General features: G+C 43.6%; 13 protein-coding genes. 3 read left to right on the top strand and 10 right to left on the bottom strand.

What is annotated here, in order from left to right:
• Positions 1-34 precede the first annotated feature (34 nt).
• From porU to C3B73_RS09205, 5 genes are all read right to left on the bottom strand, one after another.
• A complete protein-coding gene (gene porU / locus C3B73_RS09225) occupies positions 35-3943 on the bottom strand; it encodes a type IX secretion system sortase PorU (RefSeq protein WP_103665310.1) in 3909 nt (1302 codons plus the stop codon).
• 253 nt (positions 3944-4196) lie between these two features.
• Positions 4197-5375 (bottom strand): acetyl-CoA C-acyltransferase, encoded by a 1179-nt coding sequence (locus tag C3B73_RS09220; protein WP_103665309.1) that lies wholly within the window; start codon positions 5373-5375, stop codon positions 4197-4199.
• An 80-nt stretch (positions 5376-5455) separates the two neighbouring features.
• Positions 5456-6592, bottom strand: coding sequence for a cystathionine gamma-synthase (locus tag C3B73_RS09215; protein WP_103665308.1), 1137 nt, complete (start codon positions 6590-6592; stop codon positions 5456-5458).
• Between the two features lie 24 nt (positions 6593-6616).
• Complete coding sequence (locus C3B73_RS09210) at positions 6617-7789, bottom strand: tetratricopeptide repeat protein (RefSeq protein WP_103665307.1); 1173 nt, start codon at positions 7787-7789, stop codon at positions 6617-6619.
• A 24-nt stretch (positions 7790-7813) separates the two neighbouring features.
• Positions 7814-9130, bottom strand: a complete 1317-nt coding sequence (locus tag C3B73_RS09205; protein WP_157939464.1) for a tetratricopeptide repeat protein — start codon at positions 9128-9130, stop codon at positions 7814-7816.
• Positions 9131-9268: 138 nt separating this feature from the next.
• On the opposite strand from C3B73_RS09205, the gene C3B73_RS09200 reads away from it, so the two are divergent.
• The gene (locus C3B73_RS09200; RefSeq protein WP_103665305.1) at positions 9269-9646 is read left to right on the top strand and encodes a RidA family protein; all 378 of its coding nucleotides are present in this window, start codon (positions 9269-9271) and stop codon (positions 9644-9646) included.
• Between the two features lie 9 nt (positions 9647-9655).
• Here the strand turns inward: C3B73_RS09200 and C3B73_RS09195 are convergent, their stop codons facing one another.
• The 5 genes from C3B73_RS09195 to lexA form a co-directional block, all read right to left on the bottom strand.
• Positions 9656-11497, bottom strand: coding sequence for a M23 family metallopeptidase (locus C3B73_RS09195; RefSeq protein WP_108722914.1), 1842 nt, complete (start codon positions 11495-11497; stop codon positions 9656-9658).
• 2 nt (positions 11498-11499) lie between these two features.
• The gene (locus C3B73_RS09190; protein ID WP_232803116.1) at positions 11500-12153 is read right to left on the bottom strand and encodes a fumarylacetoacetate hydrolase family protein; all 654 of its coding nucleotides are present in this window, start codon (positions 12151-12153) and stop codon (positions 11500-11502) included.
• A 68-nt stretch (positions 12154-12221) separates the two neighbouring features.
• Positions 12222-12479: a 50S ribosomal protein L27 gene (gene rpmA / locus C3B73_RS09185; protein ID WP_103665303.1), complete on the bottom strand. Its 258-nt coding sequence runs from the start codon at positions 12477-12479 to the stop codon at positions 12222-12224.
• Between the two features lie 26 nt (positions 12480-12505).
• The gene (rplU, locus tag C3B73_RS09180; RefSeq protein WP_103665302.1) at positions 12506-13003 is read right to left on the bottom strand and encodes a 50S ribosomal protein L21; all 498 of its coding nucleotides are present in this window, start codon (positions 13001-13003) and stop codon (positions 12506-12508) included.
• Between the two features lie 210 nt (positions 13004-13213).
• Positions 13214-13870 (bottom strand): transcriptional repressor LexA, encoded by a 657-nt coding sequence (lexA, locus tag C3B73_RS09175; protein ID WP_103665301.1) that lies wholly within the window; start codon positions 13868-13870, stop codon positions 13214-13216.
• A 50-nt stretch (positions 13871-13920) separates the two neighbouring features.
• Between lexA and C3B73_RS09170 the strand changes: the two genes are divergently transcribed.
• Together C3B73_RS09170 and C3B73_RS09165 are read left to right on the top strand one after the other, a co-directional pair.
• Positions 13921-15963 carry a peptidylprolyl isomerase gene (locus tag C3B73_RS09170; protein ID WP_157939463.1) on the top strand — a complete coding sequence of 681 codons (2043 nt, stop codon included), beginning with the start codon at positions 13921-13923 and terminating at the stop codon, positions 15961-15963.
• A 158-nt stretch (positions 15964-16121) separates the two neighbouring features.
• Positions 16122-17294 carry an acyl-CoA dehydrogenase family protein gene (locus C3B73_RS09165; protein ID WP_103665299.1) on the top strand — a complete coding sequence of 391 codons (1173 nt, stop codon included), beginning with the start codon at positions 16122-16124 and terminating at the stop codon, positions 17292-17294.
• The last annotated feature ends 70 nt before the right edge of the window (positions 17295-17364 follow it).

Below are 17364 nucleotides of genomic sequence, written 5' to 3'. Positions count from 1 at the left end.
ATAAATATACGTGTTTTAGGATAAAGTTATGAGGTCACCGAATGATCACGAGTTTCTCAATTTTTTCTGTTCGTTGTCTTCCATTGGGGGTATCTGATGCCACCCGAAGCACATAAATATAAGTACCGTTACCCAAACGATCATTATCACGGTCACGGCCGTTCCATGTAATACTGGCATAAGAACTGTTTGTTATGATTTGATTTTGAAGATGCTGAACGGGCCGGCCGCTCAGTGTATATATTTGTATCGATATATCTAACGGATTTCCCGGCTGATTGTGCTCAAAATAAAATCGGGTGACATCATTCATCGGGTTCGGATAGTTGTAAACATGCCTGATCGTTAGATCATCCTGAGAGGCTACCTCAAAAAAGATCTCCTTTTCAGAGGGATTATTGTGAACATCCCAGGCTCGGACTTTCAGGGAATAACTACCTTCAGGTAGCTCATCTAAAGGAAATTCAATTTTTCCTTTGGTGTAGTTGTCAATATCACCTTCATAGTAATCATTGAGAACGTAAGTTTGTTCCGGGTTGGTATCAATTACTGCAAGGATCTCGTGCCCAATACCCGTGCCGGTCGTGTTGATACCGGATGGATCTTCAAGGTCAATGATCAAATTCGGGGAATCGTTGACGAGGGCTCCGTTCACAAATCTCTCATCATTCAGGTAAATATCCATGTCAGGACCGCGCCCGTCATTTACGGCATTTTCATTGATCCCGTTGAACCGGATATTCGTAAATGAACCGCTGGCTGCGTAGTTATCATTTTCGGCATAGATGATTATTCGTCCGGTACTGTCAGAAAACGAGATGTCTTTGGGAACAACAAATGTGGAGCTAAACATACCGTTGTGCACTTCTGCTTTTCCTTTAAAGAGCACGTCCTTTTCTACCGTGTATCTGCAATCATCCAGAAAACACCGCTCTTCCTGAACCCAATTCCGGTCAGCGGGGAGAGGCACACTTCGCTTGGCATCTAAGACGGACACGTCAGCAAGTCCGGTGAAATCATTGATCACATTCCCTGAAAAATCGGTCATTTGCCCGGTTAAGGTAATGGTATCGAGGCCCTTAATGGTGATCACGGAATCCTGCCCGGCTACATTGATATCATTGATCGCATTGATCTCGGACTTTTGCACCGGAAGCTGGAATTTCCCGGCGGGGTCACCCAGAAAAATGAATTTCTTACTGTTTCTTGAGGTAATAATGGGGGAACCGTTCAGCAGGGTGTTTTTAGTATTCACAAAAATATCTCCAAACCGCAGGGCTTCGTTATTTTGATCACGCTCAACCATTTTTTGAGATAAAGCCACATTCAATCCAAAGTTATTTCTGGATGAAATCCCCGCACCGGTATAAACCACCCGTGTTGTGGTAAATGCACCAATAACGCCTCCATTATCAGTGAAAAGCAATTGTTCGGCTCCTGACTGTGCATCGGTATCATCATAACGACCAAACTGACAGGTGGCGGTTACCAACACAGGAAGCCGGTTTTTATTGGTGAGATTAGGTATGCTTTCGGTTACGAATAGCTGTTCATCTGAAAGTGTCTGCTCGTTACCGTGGCCGGAGTAGTTAAGCACCAGTGATCCCTGATTAAAAGCGTTGATAAAATCTTGTGTGGCTCCGGGTATTCTGCGCCCGGCTCCGGTGATCTCTTCATTGTAGGCAAACTGATAGATCTTGTTTAAGCGCACACCCGGCTCATAGATGTCCATCAGGTTTGCTGTTTCATCGGCATTTAAGACATGGAGATCTCTGTTCAATTCCACATCCGGGAAATCATCATCGGCGGCAAAGGTAAACAGGTTTTGCCAGTTGCCGTGATTTGCAGGGTCTTCATATATTTTGATCTTTTGAACCGCGATGGAGGCCTCCTGAACAGTTTGAGCAGGAATTCTCCCAACCCCTGCATCAAGTAAATAATCAGATGGGGTGACTCCGCTTCCGTTCACATCCAAGTCACCTTCATTGTCATCCAGAAAACCAAAGAAATCATCGGTTGCGTACGACTCTGTGCGGTGAAGCGATTCCTCACTTTGATAAGTCATCACGTAATTCGTGTGGCCGCTATCTATGATCTTTTTGTAATCAAAGGTCGTATCCCCAAACAGCAGAATATATCTTGGGGGATTTTCGCCATCTGCCAAAGCCCGATCATAGAGAAATTTCAGGTAATTCCTAATCGCTGAAGGATCATTGACACCTCCGGAGAATTCATTAACGATCTGACTCTGCGTTACAACCACTGAAGCCAAACCATCTTCTTGTTCCCGATACTCTGCCAGTTCCTGCGCCTGTGATCCAAATTCTTCAGCAGTCACGATCACATAATCCGGGTAGATGTTAAGGCTTTTAAGATCCTGAGGAGGAAGGGGAGTGCCTGAGCCCGGAGTGTAAAACCCGGATTGGGCTAAAAAAGTCAGATCATCTCCCGAAGCATATTTAAATCGGTATTCATTATTTGTAGAGGAAAGGTCCATCATCTTAGGAGCCAACGGGTCTGATATCTCCAGAACTAATGGGATATCAGTGAATCCCGTCAGTCGGTACTCGGCAATCTCGTTGGCCTGTCCGTCTTCAGGTGAGCGAAACATCAGGTAGTCATCTTCAGCCTGAAGGGTTCGTGATGCTGTGATCCTTAACCAATCAAAAAATCCGGTTGAACCGGTAGCATTATGATCGTAGGCGGCATCAAACCTGAGTATCTCAGTCCCTGCCTGAACGGAGGCTGTGGTGCTGAATGAGGATGCAACCCCCGCACGCCCTTCACTGCTTGTATATGAACCGGATGCAGGTATGAACAAGGCCTGAATTGAACTTCCATTCATCCTGACGTTAAATGATGCAGATGACGTGGATCGGTTCACAAACTGTCCTTCAATCTCTATGGGTTCGGTGGCGATCAGCCCGGGCAGGGTATCAGAAAATATTTCCTGAAAAATTCCATCAGAAGTGGTTGAAAAACGTTGGCCAAGCCAGTTTCTGCCTGACTTTATGCGTTCCTCAGCTTTATACAATTCTTCTTCGATCCAGATAAAATCTCTGAATGAAGTTACCGTGCGATCCGGGCTATCTGGGATAACTACTTCATTCATTCGTTGTCCGGGTGTATTCCCGAAGGTCAGGAATACATAGTTTTCGTTGGAGTATGGGTGAACTGAGTGAGTGAATGAGTCATTTTCCTTAAGTATTCTGTGGGGCGAGTTTCCATAAAACAAGATGCGGTCGCTGGAGTCAAAGGTTCCGTCATTTCCCCCCTGAACCAGAATTGGAATTTGGGTCAATTCTGGTTTGGCAGCACTGTTAGATTCAGTTAGGGGATATCCCGGTGTAGTCCAGAGCTGTATGTTGGCCGGGTTGATAGATGAGGGAGTTATGCCCATAGTTTCCAGGTACTCAGTATCTATTTGGTAAATACCATTTTTTTGGACGGGTATTTTGAACCATTCACCCGAAGCAAAGATGCCTTCGTTCACAACAGCTGAAGAAATTCTACTTCGGCTATCAGTGGAAATTCTGCTTTTGTAAACCCTGATCTTAAGATATTCCGTGATCAGTAGTTCTTTCTCTGCATATCGCGTTAGATTGATACTGACAGGGAGGATGGTTTCTCCCGCTTTGGTGCCCGTTAGTCCGGTATCGATGAAGGGTGCATCGAGTTCTTGCAGATTTAAGACCAGAGCTCTTTCGGGGCTAATGGTTCTTTGAACCGTTACGATATTTTGTTCCAGAACCTCAAAGGCATTCGAATTCCCGTCGACAGAGATTGACATACCGATCGGGGGAATGATCTTATGATCCTTGTTTACAAACTCGTAATCTGTAAAAGTGCTTGTTTCTGCGACTACCTTAAGCTGCCGGGCTTGTGAGTTTCCGGTTAAAAGCAGGCATATCAAACCACTGAAAAATAGTAGTTTGTTGAACATATAGGTGTTTTGATGATTGTATTTACAATCGCTTAACGTTTTGTAGCGGTTTTCCTATATAAAGTAGTACTTCAGATTAAAAATTAGTTTGAGAGAGGTGATGTAGATCTCTGCAATAACTGATGAATTGTAATAGCTTTTGTATAGTGCAACCCAAATGTGCACGCATTCATTATATGTTGGTCTGGGAATAATGTCAATAAAAAAAGAGCCCGTCTGTAAACGGGCTCTTTTATAGAATCAAAATGATCCTTTAAAGCATTTCTATGACCATGGAAGAAGCTCCACCGCCACCGTTGCAAATACCGGCACACCCGTATTTACCTTTGGTTCTCTTAAGAGCATGGATCAGTGTCACTAATATTCGGGCTCCGGAACAACCAAGCGGATGACCTATACTGACCGCCCCACCGTGGATGTTTACTTTCTCAGGGTCCAGTTCCAGGATCTGATTGTTAGCAAGAGCCACAACTGAAAAGGCCTCATTGATCTCAAACAGATCAATTTCATTTTTAGTCAAGCCTGCTTTTTTAAGAGCTATTGGAATAGCGTCAGCCGGGGCTGTTGTAAACCATTCAGGGGCTTTGGCTGCACTGGCACTGCTTAATATCTTAGCCAATGGTTTTAGGCCCAGTTCCTTGGCTTTATCTGCACTCATTACCAACAAGGCTGCGGCTCCATCATTAATAGAGGAGGCATTTGCCGCTGTAACCGTTCCTTCCTTGTCGAAAACCGGTCGCAGTTGAGGGATCTTTTCAAATCTGACTTTCCCTAATTCTTCATCTTTATCTACTTCGGTGACATTCCCTTTACGGTCTTTCACTTTCATAGTGATCATTTCATCTTTGAAATAACCTTTTTCAGTAGCTTCAATGGCACGCTTGTAGGAAGTAATAGCGTATTCGTCCTGCTGTTCACGACTGATGTTGCACTCTCTGCCACAGAGGTCGCCGGCGTTACCCATCAGGTAGTCATTATAGACATCCCAGAGACCATCTTTCACAATTCCGTCTTCTACTTTAGAATGGCCGTATTTGGCTCCGAATCGCTCTTTTGGAAGATAGTAGGGAACATTACTCATACTTTCCATTCCACCGGCTACAATGATATCAGCCTCTCCGAGACGAATTTGATCTGCGGCGATCATAACTGATTTCATACCCGAAGCACATACTTTATTTACAGTGGTTGAGGGAGTTCGCTCATGGAGTCCGGCTTTCAGAGCGGCTTGTCGGGCGGGTGCCTGGCCAACACCGGCTGACAGTACATTACCCATTAAAACTTCCTGTACGTCTTCGGCTTTGATTCCTCCGGCTTTTACAGCCTCAAGAATGGCAGCGGCTCCTAATTCGGGGGCAGAAAAGGAAGCAAGACTTCCTCCAAAACCACCCATTGGGGTTCGTTTTGCTGATACTATTACTACTTCTCGCATGATCTAATAATTTAATTGTTTGTTCTGAAAGCGCTTTTTTGAGCAGACATAAAAAAATCTGCCTTACTAAATATTCGTGTTTAAAATGCCTGATCTAAGTCAGCGATCAGGTCTTCTGCATCTTCAATACCCACAGAAATTCGGATCAAGGAATCCTGAAGCCCGGCTTTTTCTCTCACCTCTTTCGGAATGGAGCCATGGGTCATAGAGGCCGGGTGACTGATAAGCGATTCAACCCCACCCAGGCTTTCGGCAAGGGTAAATATCTCGGTATTACTCATAAAGTTTACGGCCGCTTCAATGGAATCATCTTTTAGTGTAAATGAAAGCATCGCTCCAAAGTCATCCATTTGTCTGGATGCCAATTCATGCTGTGGGTGAGATGGTAAACCGGGGTAATTGACGGAACCAACCTTTGGGTGGTTGTCAAGAAATTCGGCGATCTGCTTGGCATTCTCTACAGACCGTTGCACACGAACGCTCAAAGTTTTGATTCCTCTGAGAGTCAGGTAGCAATCCATAGGTCCCGGAACCGCACCCGACGTTTTTGTCTGAAAGCGCAGGTTCTCCATGATCTCTTTGTTGGAACTTGCAACGGCACCGTGGATCACATCGGAGTGACCGGCTAAGTATTTGGTCGCTGAATGCAGTACGGCATCTGCTCCTAATTCCAATGGTCGCTGAAGGTAGGGGGAGGCAAATGTGTTATCAACAACAGTCAATATGTCGTTTTCTTTTGCCAGATCTGATAATGCTTTGATGTCAACTACCCGAAGAAGTGGGTTAGTTGGGGTTTCGATCCACATCAATTTGGTTTGATCGGTGATCGCAGACTCGACCTTACCAATATCCGTCATATCCACAAAAGTAAAATCGATACCATACGGTTCAAAGACCTTTGTAAACAATCGGTAGGAACCACCATAAAGATCGTTGGTTGTAACGACGTGATCACCAGGCCTCAGCATTTTCATGAGAGCATCCATCGCTGCCACTCCACTTGAAAAACAAGCGGCTTCATCGGCTCCTTCAAGTCCCGCTATCATTTGTTCAAGAGCGGTCCTCGTTGGATTTCCAACCCTTGCGTAGTCGTACCCTTTGTGTTTGTTCGGAGCCTCCTGTGCATAGGTGGATGTTTGAAAGATAGGAGGCATCACCGCTCCGGATGTTTCCTCTGGTTTTTGTCCGGCGTGGATCGTCTTTGTATTAAATTTCATGATGGGATTAAAGCCGCAGGTATTTTAATTATTACTTTTCAGTTTGTTCAGGGTAGTGAGTTTATTTTGATATCCCGAGTTATTCGGATCCATCTCACTTAACCGGCCATAATAATCAATGGCAAAATCTATCAGGTCGTGAGCCCGGTTCCTTAACTCAGGTTTATCTTCCTCAAAAGCTACCTTTTCAATAGATAGATAATTACCGGCAAGGTTGTTGTAAAAAACAGCAAGACTTTCGAGATACTCTGTATTTGATGTGTCTCTCTTAAAAGCCTCAATGAGTTGGGTTTCTGCTTCTTCGCCCATTCCAACCGCTTCAACCTTTATCTGATCGGCAAGTGTCGCATCATTATCCTGGTAAGCTTCTCTGAGGTCGGCCATAATATCTGAAGTGATCTCATAAAGCTGAGTACCGTAAACATTTCTGAGATTCGCATTATCCGGATACTCATCCACCAGGGTTTCCAGCAGAGAAACAGCAGCTTCATGATTTGAGTTGGATATGTAGGCATTAACCAATCCGTAAGCGAGGTTAATATCCTCATTTACATCAGTGTTGGCCATTTCATAGTAATCTGCTGCAGTGGCAGGATCTCCTTTTTCCAGGTACAGGTAACCAAGATTTTCATAAAGTTCAACCAATGGCTCACTTGTGTGATCAAGAGCGTTCTCCAAACTGTTGATGGCAGCATCAAGATTACCCAAATTAAATTCAGCAACAGCCAGGTTCTTGTAGGAACTGACCGCATCAGGACGTATGATCAAGGCATTTTGAAAATGATCCTTAGCCGTTTCATATAGGTTTGCTCCCTTACTGTTCTCAAAGATCCGTAAACCGGAGTTATGTTCCGTTTTCCAGTATTGCTGCCTGAGGCTGTCAATGGTAGCCAGTTGTGTATCATTGGCTCCCATCTCGGCTGAGGTCTCAAAATCAGCTACAATTTGGTTGTAGTGATCTGTTCTGAGTTCCGGTGAGGCATCCTGCGCCATCATGGCTGTGATCTCAGCCCGTTTGATATAAAGATCGGGTTGTTCGGGATCTTCTGCGATCCGGTTGTCGATCTCGGTCAAGGCCTGATCGTAATTATTATCGGCCACTAACTGGTCGATGTTAATGTTTGATGATCCGCAAGAAATAAAAAACCCGGCCACAAGTAGTAAGCCTGCAAGCCGGGTAAAATGTGAAATTTTCATAAGGTTGGTTTTAGGTGTATGCAATTACATACCTGCTTTATCCATCGCTTCCTGTGCCTTATCCTGCATATCTAAAGTAATATATACGTTAGACAGGCTTCTCCAGGCGGAAGTATTTTCAGGATTGATCTCAACAGTTTTTTCGTAGCTTTCCATGGCTTTGGTTAGCTCTTCTTTAGCCGCTTTGTCAAAAGCATCAACCTCATCGAGGTCTTCGGCATAATTACGTTGGCTAAATAATACTGCTGCTTTGTTTTGGTACAGAATACCAAGTGCATTGTATGCTGTTTCGTCTTCTGGTCTTAACTCTGTGGTTTTAATAAGTTCAGACTCAGCCAGGTCGTTGTACTCTGCTACAGTCTCCAGGTTCCGGTCGATCTCACTTTCAAGTTCAGCAATCTCTTCATCGATCTCTTCAGATCTGCTGGAAGAGGCATCTCTTTGTTCTCTTTGCAGGTCATAGATCTCTTCGTAGATCTCAGTAATTCGGTCTGTGAACTGCTCAGTTTCCTGAAGCATAACAGTTCCCAATACCAGGTGGTATTGTGGGTTGTTAGGATCGCTGGCGATCAAGTCTTCAAGGACGCTAATGGCGCGGTCACGTTGACCAACGGTCATGTAGTTGTCAGCAAGTTTTTGGGTCAGGCTAACAGTATCAGGATAGATCTCAAGTCCTTCTTCCAGATATTCAATGGCTTTTTCAGGTCTTTCTGACTGTGCAAAGAATACAGCAACACGGTCATAATCGCTGGCTGGAGCAGGGTCCTTCATTTCCATAGACTCAGCAAGAGCATCAGCTGCACCGGCAAAGTTGTTATCCATGTAGTGGATCTGTGAGAGTACATCATAAGAAAGTGTACTGTCAGGATTTACAATAATAGCATTTTCAAGGTGAGCAATAGCGATCTTCAGAGGCTCATCAACAGTGGCCATAACGCTGTCGTTAGTGGCATAATCAAGTGATGAGTTGTGCTCGTAACCCCAGGTTGTCAGGATCAGGTCTGTGACTTCCCCGGCTTCTGATGGAGCTTCTTCCATGCCCGAAAAGAGGTCACGTGAAGTAACTGCATTTTCACGGAAATCACGGTATACAGGCTTTCTGTCGCTTGGGGGTTGAATAGTTTTTGCCTCTTCTGCATTTGCGAGGGCTTTGTAATAGTATCCTAAGCCGTTATCAGGGTTTTGTGCGATAAATCTATCGAGTCCTGCATAAGCACTATCAAAATTTTGAGTGTAGATGTTTAACTGGGCTTGATCAATAACAGGGTCGGTAGTTTCACAACCTGCAAGTAATCCCACAAACAGGAAAACAGGAATAAGGTTACGTAATAGCTTTTTCATTTTATTTATAGATTGGATTTGGTTGTAATCAGAACAAATTAATATGTTGATGAAAATAACCATATGTGTTGCTTTCTGCAATTTATTAGAACACATGGTTTTGTTCATTAATAAAAACAACTTATAAAAAACGGTTTCATGAAAAAAATACATTCAACAGATAAAGCTCCCGCTGCTATTGGCCCGTATAGTCAGGCTACGTCTCATAACGGAATTCTTTATTGCTCAGGACAGATCCCATTAGATCCAAAAACCATGGAGATCGTGGGGGATAACGCCAAGGAACAAGCTGAACAAGTAATGAAAAATCTTGAGGCTGTTCTTACCGAAGCCGGAATTGATTTTTCTCACATCTTGAAGACTACCATATTTTTAGCCAATATGGATGACTTTGCGACGGTAAATGAAGTTTATGGAGCACGATTTAAATCAGATCCTCCTGCGCGAGAGACCGTTGCGGTAAAGACCCTGCCAAAAAATGTATTGGTAGAAGTAGGCTGTATCGCTTATCTGTAAATACTGATGTCATTGTCCGGTTAATGGGAGCGAGGAAACCATCTCGATCTCATTGCCGGCTTTGTCTTTTACATAGAGCCTGACAGAATTTTCATTTTCAGGTGTAAAATCAGGATGATAGTACCTTATTAGCTCCTCTTCGTAATCATATTCTGCAATACCCCTTTCATCGTTAACCTCAAAAATGGCGCTTGAGGAATCAATACCACTCAGCTCATCCGTAGCCTTTACGGTTATAAACCACTTGCCATAATCCGTTCTCATTAGCTTCATGTCAAAGAGTGTAGGCGGCTCGTTATCTGCTACAATTTCAAAATTCCCAAACTCAGAGGGAAATCCCCACAGGGTTTTACCTTTCAGCTCAGAATCAACATAACTGAGGTCTCCGTCTTCGGGGTTGATCCGGTAAAAGCCGTATTTGTGATCTTCTTCAAAATGATCACCTAAAAAATATTCGATCATATAATTTTTCTTCAGGGGGGCATTTCCTGGGAGGATAGAAACCACTCGGTTACTGTCTGCATTCAGAGTTCTGGCGGTAGCGATCAAGGTAGTATCAAAGAATGTATTTGGCTTGAACCGAATGCGCAGATCCTTATCCCCTGTATCGATCCTATAATTAGAATCAGGTTTTACCCTAAGGAATTCAAACGCTGAATCGTTGTCAGGTTGGTGCACTAACTTATGATCAGAGCTTAAAAATAACCCCCCAAGGTCCTTAAAAGAAAGGGTAGAGTGCTGATCAGGAGAGAACCAGTTTTCGCTCCAATACCATTCATTTGGATTCAACCAATCTGAACTCTCTGAGTTTGAGTCATAGGTTGCAAAGGTTGAGTCTTTGATCAGTGTCACATTTGCAGTAGAGGTATTGCCGAAGTAATCCTGTGCAACTATGGTGTAGGTTGTTGGTTTAGATGGTGCCTCAATTCGACTTTCTTTCTTGTCGATGAGGTAAAAGGGATTATTGTGGCCTTCTTTGCCATAGAGTCTTTGGTGGCCTCTTTTTTCAGAGCCGAATGGAGCGATACGATCCAGGAACATTTCTTCTTCCTGCTCAAATTGAAAAGAATCCAGTACTTCATGGAAAAGAGTATCGGTTCCCTGTATCAGGGTGAGTTGGTGGACGGCATAGGCATTGTAAACATCATTTGCCTGATCGTAAACATTTACGGCCAAGCCGGCTATTCCATCCATTTCAACGGTTCCGAAATCATAACCATTACCCGATTTTTGGACTCTTTTGTATAAAGAGGTCGCCTTTTGTTCTACCCGACTTTCTTTTGAAAGTGGTTCAATGATAATAGAACTGAAAACAGGAGGTAGGTCATCCTTGATGGGGTAGTCTGCGCTTAAAGCATTGATCGGATTTTGCAGTGAATCTCTGATCTCAAAATGAAGATGGGGTGGCCCGATACCGGTAGAGCCGGTGTATCCTATTACCTCACCTTTTTTTACAGGAATGGCGTCCGATTCAAAATTTACATCCATTTCAAATGAATGATCTTGTATGCGAACGGAGTCTGCAAGGGATTGAAATTCGGAATTAAATCTCTGCAAGTGAGCGTAGGTAGTATAGGTGTTGTCAGGATGTTTAAGGTAAATAGCGTTGCCATAACCACGTTCAGTAACAGCCAAGCGATATAATATGCCGTCTTTGGCTGCAAATACCCTGTAAGCCTCACGTCCCCAGGTCTTAATATCGAGGCCGGCATGAAAATGAGCCGATCGTGTTTCTCCAAAAGTAGCGCTCAAATAAGTACCTGAATCCGTTGGCCAGAGATAATTCTGAGCATACACCGTGTTCAGGGATACTGAGGAGATCAGAAATAAGATCAGAAAAATAACTCTCAAGATTATTCTACAGTTACTTTTAGAGATTGTTCACCATTGTTCAATAACACCTCAAGCTGATCGCCTGATGAGACCTTGCCAACACCTTCGGGAGTGCCCGTAAAAATGAGGTCGCCGGGGTGAAGGGTGAATAGTTGTGACAGAAAGGTGACCAGATTAGGTATTGGAAAGATCATTTCGGAAGAATTTCCGTGTTGTTTAACAAAACCGTTTTGGAATAATTTGATATCCAGTTCAGAAAGGTCCTGTTCCGGCGTTAGTTCTGTAAATGAACTGATGGGAGCAAAATTATCAAAGCCTTTGGCGATGGTCCACGGTTGACCCTGCTTTTTTGAAATGGACTGTATATCTCTGGCTGTAAAATCGATTCCCACACCAACGCCGCCAATATGATCATTGACCCTGGCAGGAGAGATATCCTTTCCGTTTTTAGTGATGGCTAATACTATTTCTGCCTCAAAATGCACATCACTGGATTGTTTGGGGAGTTGAATGCTTGAGCCGTCATAACAGATGGTTCCAAGAGGTTTTAAGAATACCAATGGGATCTTGGGAACCTTATTACCCAGTTCTTTGGCATGAGAGGCATAATTTCTGCCGATACAGTATACGTTGCGAACCGGAATATCTAAGCCGGGTATAATTGGTGTTTCCATAATTGGAAGATATAAAAAAACCCCGCACATAAAATATGAGCGGGGTTTGGAAATTCATTAAATGGAGATCAGTTTACAGGATCTACATTTACATGCTTCCGTCCACCAGAGCGAACGGAGAAGTTTACTGTGCCGTCTTCAGTAGCAAACAATGTATCGTCTCCGCCACGCTTAACGTTTAAACCTGGGTGGAATTTAGTGCCACGCTGACGAACAATAATTCCGCCTGCACGAACAAATTCTCCACCGAATTTTTTCACGCCAAGTCTTTTGGAGTTTGAATCACGACCGTTTCTTGTTGAACCTTGACCTTTCTTATGTGCCATAACAGTAAGGGTTTTGTATTAAAAAATTATTTAAGTGCGTCTATGAGCTCTGCTTTTTTCAAGCTTGAGTAACCGGTTAGACCTCGTTCTTTAGCCAGTTCCTTAAGTTCGGCAACTGTCATTGATTTCAGGTCTGTGGTTTCTTCTTTCTTGGCTTCAGCTTTTTTGGCCGGAGCGTCTTCTTTCTTAGCAGCCTTCTTAGATGAAGCGCCGGAAGCAGTAATGCTATCGATCTTGATCTGAGACATTACCTGACGGTGACCGTTAAGCTTTTGATATCCTTTTCTGCGCTTTTTCTTAAAGACCAATACTTTGTCAGCCTTCACGGTATCAAGGATAGTGGCCGAAATTTCAGCACCTTCAACAACCGGTGTGCCGACATTCACATTTCCATTATCATCCTTGATCAACAACACTTTATCAAATGTAAGCTTTTCGCCATCAACGTTTTGTTTGTCAACAAACAAAACATCGTTTTCTGCTACTTTGTACTGGTGCCCGCCGATTTCAACAATAGCGTACATATCTGTTTAATTTCTTATTTGCATTTAATTGAGAGCTTGAAAAGATAAGGGATAGTTCTAAGAAAACAAAGTGATTCTGCTGCATTTCATTCAATTTATTGCAACCTTTTCAGGGCTATGAAACATTCATGCATAAATGTAGGAATCGAACCCTGGATTCACTGACTAGGGAGTCATGTTGCCACTGCAGTCAGTTACCTGACCCGGTAGTTACGCTACCTTAGGAATTGCTCTTTGAAAACCCTGACGATTCACGTGACCAATATATTTACCGATCACTTTGACTTCCTCAAATACATCCGGTTCAATAATGATGTCATCATATTCAGGGTTGGCGGGTTCCAGTCGTAACCCGTTATCATCCCAGTAAATTTTCTTCAGGCTGGTTTCACCATCATACAGGACGGCCCCGATATCTCCATTTTTGACATCGGTATCCATCAATAGCACAAAATCTCCATCGTATATCCCAACATCTTTCATACTGAAGCCGGTAACCCGTAACGCGAACAGATCATCAAGATCAGGGAACAGGGTCTCCATGGTAATGCTTCCAAGATTGGCTTCAACGGCTTCCTGAAGGGAACCGGCAGCGATCAACCCCCTAATAGGGATGCCTTCCTGCTCTTCGGTTTCACCTAATAAATTCTTCTTTTCGGAAGGCAGGTCATATTCTTCATCATTTGTCTTAACTAAATAGCCTTTCTTAAGTAGCGCCTGTATATTTTGGGTAACGCTGTTTGGTGAGGCATACCCAAAATGATCGGCTATCTCCCGATAAGTGGGCCACACTTCGTGATCTTTTTTATACTCAACTATAAAAGTGAAGAATTCGTGTTGCTTGCGAGTTAAATGTGCGTTGTCCATGATGATAATTTTTCTATGTAAAATACATGTGTAATAAAAGGAGTTTAGGTATGAAGTTCAATAAAGAATGTGTAAAAGATATGTGCAAATTGCTCTGTGTGGTACCGTTGTTGATTTTTGTTGGGTGCCAGAAGGAGAGTGCCTATTCAAAATTGTTGACCGATGAATACCCTGCGCTTTATGAACATATCTACGAACGGGATGCTGACTCCCTGTTGAGTTTTGTGGATCACCCCAACGATTATATCAGAACTCAGGCTTGGCGTGGTTTGATAAATACACCTGTAGCTGATGTTGACGATATGATCACTAAGGTGCAGTATAGTAACAGTAAAGAAGCCTGGATGGCGTTGAGTGAGCAGGAATTGAATGAAGAGCATCTTTCAAGATTACACGATCTTTGGCTGGAAAGAGTTTCACTCAGAAATGGGATCAGTCTGGTTTTGGGTAAACAAGGTGATCAGAATTCGTTGAATCTGTTGGTACAAAACTTCAATGAGATCATCGGGGAAGATTCTGATTATGAATATGACGCTGCACTCGCCATGGGCAGATTGATGATGGAGTACGATATCAATGCTGTTACCAAAAAAAGTTTGTTGCGTTATGCTGCTATTTTAGAAGACGAGGACCTGTATAAAGCTTATTTTTACGGATTGTATCGCGGAAATGGTGTGATTGAGGATGAAGAACTTCAGACCAATATCTGGAATGCGTACACCTGGGTAGAAAGTCCCGAGATCAGGCAGTATGTAGTGCGTATGTCCTTTAACAGCGCTCCGAACAAAACACTTGAAAAGCTGCCAACCTCTGATATTGCGGAAATGAACGTGCAACTTGCCGTTGAATTGGCTCAGCAGGTTAAAAAGGCAGACTGGAACAGTAAGCTGGCTGAGGTTTATGGCCTCTTGTTGGATCATGATAATCCGGTAGTCAATATCACGGCACTGGAGCAGGCTGCAACTCATCCAGAAAAAGAAGCTTCATTTGATGATGTGATCCTTGAAAAGATCATAAATAATGAGGGTAAAGACGCTACGGTCAGACTTTCAGGCATCGAAGCACTGAACGATCCGGAGGAGTTTCAATCACTGACTGAATCATTAGCTGAGGGAGATCCTTACCTGTTGATCAAGAAATTCAGGATAGAGCAAAAGATACTGGAACCGGCTGAATATCTTGAAAGAATGATGACTCAATCTGAGAGCGAAGATCGTTTGGAAGCATTGTTCGCGGCACAATCGCTGCAAAGCTGGTGGAACGGTCTGCAAGAGGGTGATAAAACGAACGCATTGGTAGAAGAATTGAAAACACTATTGTTCAACTTTCTGAACCGTCAAGATCGATCCATCACGTATACCACCGTATCGTTCATGGAAGATGCAGGGATCATGAATAATGCTGATTTTGACCGTATAAGAGATCTGTTGGAGGCTTATGAAATGCCGGATGATATTGAGGTCTTTCAGGCTTTTGGGGGATTTTTTAAGCAGCATTTTGAGGAACAAGCTGTTTCGGTGATCAGGGAATGGTCAGCCTGGGGAAGCACAGCTTTGAATAATACCCTAAGTCAGCAGGGCTGGGAAGTGGATTCGGTTTCAGCCTCAAAACCTGAATTCAGAATACCTGACTGGGAGCGACTTGGAAATCTTGGGTTTGAACCGATCTGGGTACTTGAAACGGACAAAGGTATCATAAAAATAAAAATGGATGCTCTTTCAGCCCCGGTCACTATCGCAGGAATGGATAGTTTGATCACTGTAGGCGCCTACAACAATATTCCGTTTCACAGAGTGGTGCCAAATTTTGTGATCCAGGGTGGGGATGTAGAATCTCAGGATGGATTTGGCGGGCCGGATTATGTAGTGCCAACTGAGGGATCAGAAAAACATTACTCTCGTGGAGTTGTTGGAATAGCGAGTGCAGGAACTGATACAGAGGGAAGTCAGTTTTTTATAATGCATCAGTGGAGCCCGCATTTGAACGGGAACTACACTGTGATCGGCGAAGTCCTTGAGGGGATGGAAGTTGTAGATAAGATCACAGTGGGTGACTTAGTAATGGAAGCTTACTGGCAACTCGCAGAAAACTAAATACCGGAAAAAGAACGCAAAGAATTGAACTGATATGCTTTCAGCATCTTATCGTTCGCCTGACAACTTTTACACTTTCAAGAACGAATTTATAGCAACAAACCGTTATCTTGGAAGCGTTTCCAATAAACAAATTTAATAAGATAGTATTACAAGATATGGACCCCGTTTTAGAGAAAGATTTATCATTTGAGTTAACGAACGATCAAAAAATGATCCGTGACAGCGTGAAGGAATTCGTTGAAAGAAAAGTGGCACCAACGGTCATGGATAGGGATAACAGTAAAGAATTTCCGCATGAGATCGTTAAAGAGTTAGGCGAGCTGGGTATGTTGGGGATCTATCATGAAGAACAGTACGGTGGCGGCGGATTTGATGTCGTAAGTTTTTGCCTGGTACTTGAGGAGATCGCACGATGGGATGCTTCATTAGCATTAACAGTTGCTTCTCACACTTCACTGGGAACAGGTCATATTGCCCTTGCCGGTAATCATGAGCAGAAAATGAAATACATGCCGGATCTCACCTCCGGGAAGAAACTGGCCGCCTGGTGCCTGACCGAGCCGGGTTCTGGAAGTGATGCTTCCGGAATGAAAACCACAGCCATAAAAAATGGCGATAAATATATTCTTAACGGTTCCAAGATCTTTATCACACAGGGTTCTGTTGGAGACACCTATGTGGTTCTGGCAAAAACCGATCCCGATAAAGGAACCAAAGGTATTTCAGCCTTTATTGTAGAAAGAGAATGGGACGGTGTAAACCCCGGTGCCGGAATGCATAAGCTGGGAATGAACTCATCGGATACCACAGAAGTGGTGTTTGAAAATGTAGAAGTACCGGCCGAAAACCTGCTTGGGGATGAAGGCATGGGCTTTGTTGACACCATGAAGGTTCTGGATGGCGGTCGTGTTGGAATCGCTGCACTGTCTGTTGGTATTGCCCGCGGTGCGCTGGAAGAATCATTACAATACTCCATGGAGCGTAAGCAATTTGGAACAGCCATTGGAAATTTCCAGTATCTGGAAGGCAAAATGGTGGACATGGCCACTGAAATTGAAGCTGCCCGGCTATTGACCTTAAGGGCCGCCTGGATGAAAGATAATGGCAAACCGTACACCACAGAAGCATCGATGGCAAAACTGTTTGCATCCGAACTTTCTGTAAAAGCTTCACTTGAAGCCGTTCAGATACACGGTGGCTACGGCTACACCAAAGAATACCATGTAGAGCGATTCCTGCGAGACTCCAAACTGATGACCATCGGTGAAGGAACCTCAGAGGTACAACGCCTGATCATAGCCAGGGAATTGAAGAAGTCACTGGCATAAGAGGATAAATTTGTTGTTGGAGACCACAAAGAAGCCTGCATTCGATGAAAGATGCAGGCTTTTATTTTAT

The organism is Gracilimonas amylolytica (assembly GCF_002911695.1).
Taxonomy (GTDB): Bacteria; Bacteroidota; Rhodothermia; order Balneolales; family Balneolaceae; genus Gracilimonas; species Gracilimonas amylolytica.
The sequence above is the reverse complement of the archived record's forward strand: the minus strand, read 5'-3'. Positions and strand labels throughout refer to the sequence as shown.

Coding starts and splice junctions, on each gene's coding strand:
- porU (WP_103665310.1), bottom strand. CDS start 3,943: ATGTTCAACAAACTACTATTTTTCAGTGGTTTGATATGCCTGCTTTTA.
- C3B73_RS09220 (WP_103665309.1), bottom strand. CDS start 5,375: ATGCGAGAAGTAGTAATAGTATCAGCAAAACGAACCCCAATGGGTGGT.
- C3B73_RS09215 (WP_103665308.1), bottom strand. CDS start 6,592: ATGAAATTTAATACAAAGACGATCCACGCCGGACAAAAACCAGAGGAA.
- C3B73_RS09210 (WP_103665307.1), bottom strand. CDS start 7,789: ATGAAAATTTCACATTTTACCCGGCTTGCAGGCTTACTACTTGTGGCC.
- C3B73_RS09205 (WP_157939464.1), bottom strand. CDS start 9,130: ATGAAAAAGCTATTACGTAACCTTATTCCTGTTTTCCTGTTTGTGGGA.
- C3B73_RS09200 (WP_103665305.1), top strand. CDS start 9,269: ATGAAAAAAATACATTCAACAGATAAAGCTCCCGCTGCTATTGGCCCG.
- C3B73_RS09190 (WP_232803116.1), bottom strand. CDS start 12,153: ATGGAAACACCAATTATACCCGGCTTAGATATTCCGGTTCGCAACGTA.
- rpmA (WP_103665303.1), bottom strand. CDS start 12,479: ATGGCACATAAGAAAGGTCAAGGTTCAACAAGAAACGGTCGTGATTCA.
- rplU (WP_103665302.1), bottom strand. CDS start 13,003: ATGTACGCTATTGTTGAAATCGGCGGGCACCAGTACAAAGTAGCAGAA.
- lexA (WP_103665301.1), bottom strand. CDS start 13,870: ATGGACAACGCACATTTAACTCGCAAGCAACACGAATTCTTCACTTTT.
- C3B73_RS09170 (WP_157939463.1), top strand. CDS start 13,921: ATGAAGTTCAATAAAGAATGTGTAAAAGATATGTGCAAATTGCTCTGT.
- C3B73_RS09165 (WP_103665299.1), top strand. CDS start 16,122: ATGGACCCCGTTTTAGAGAAAGATTTATCATTTGAGTTAACGAACGAT.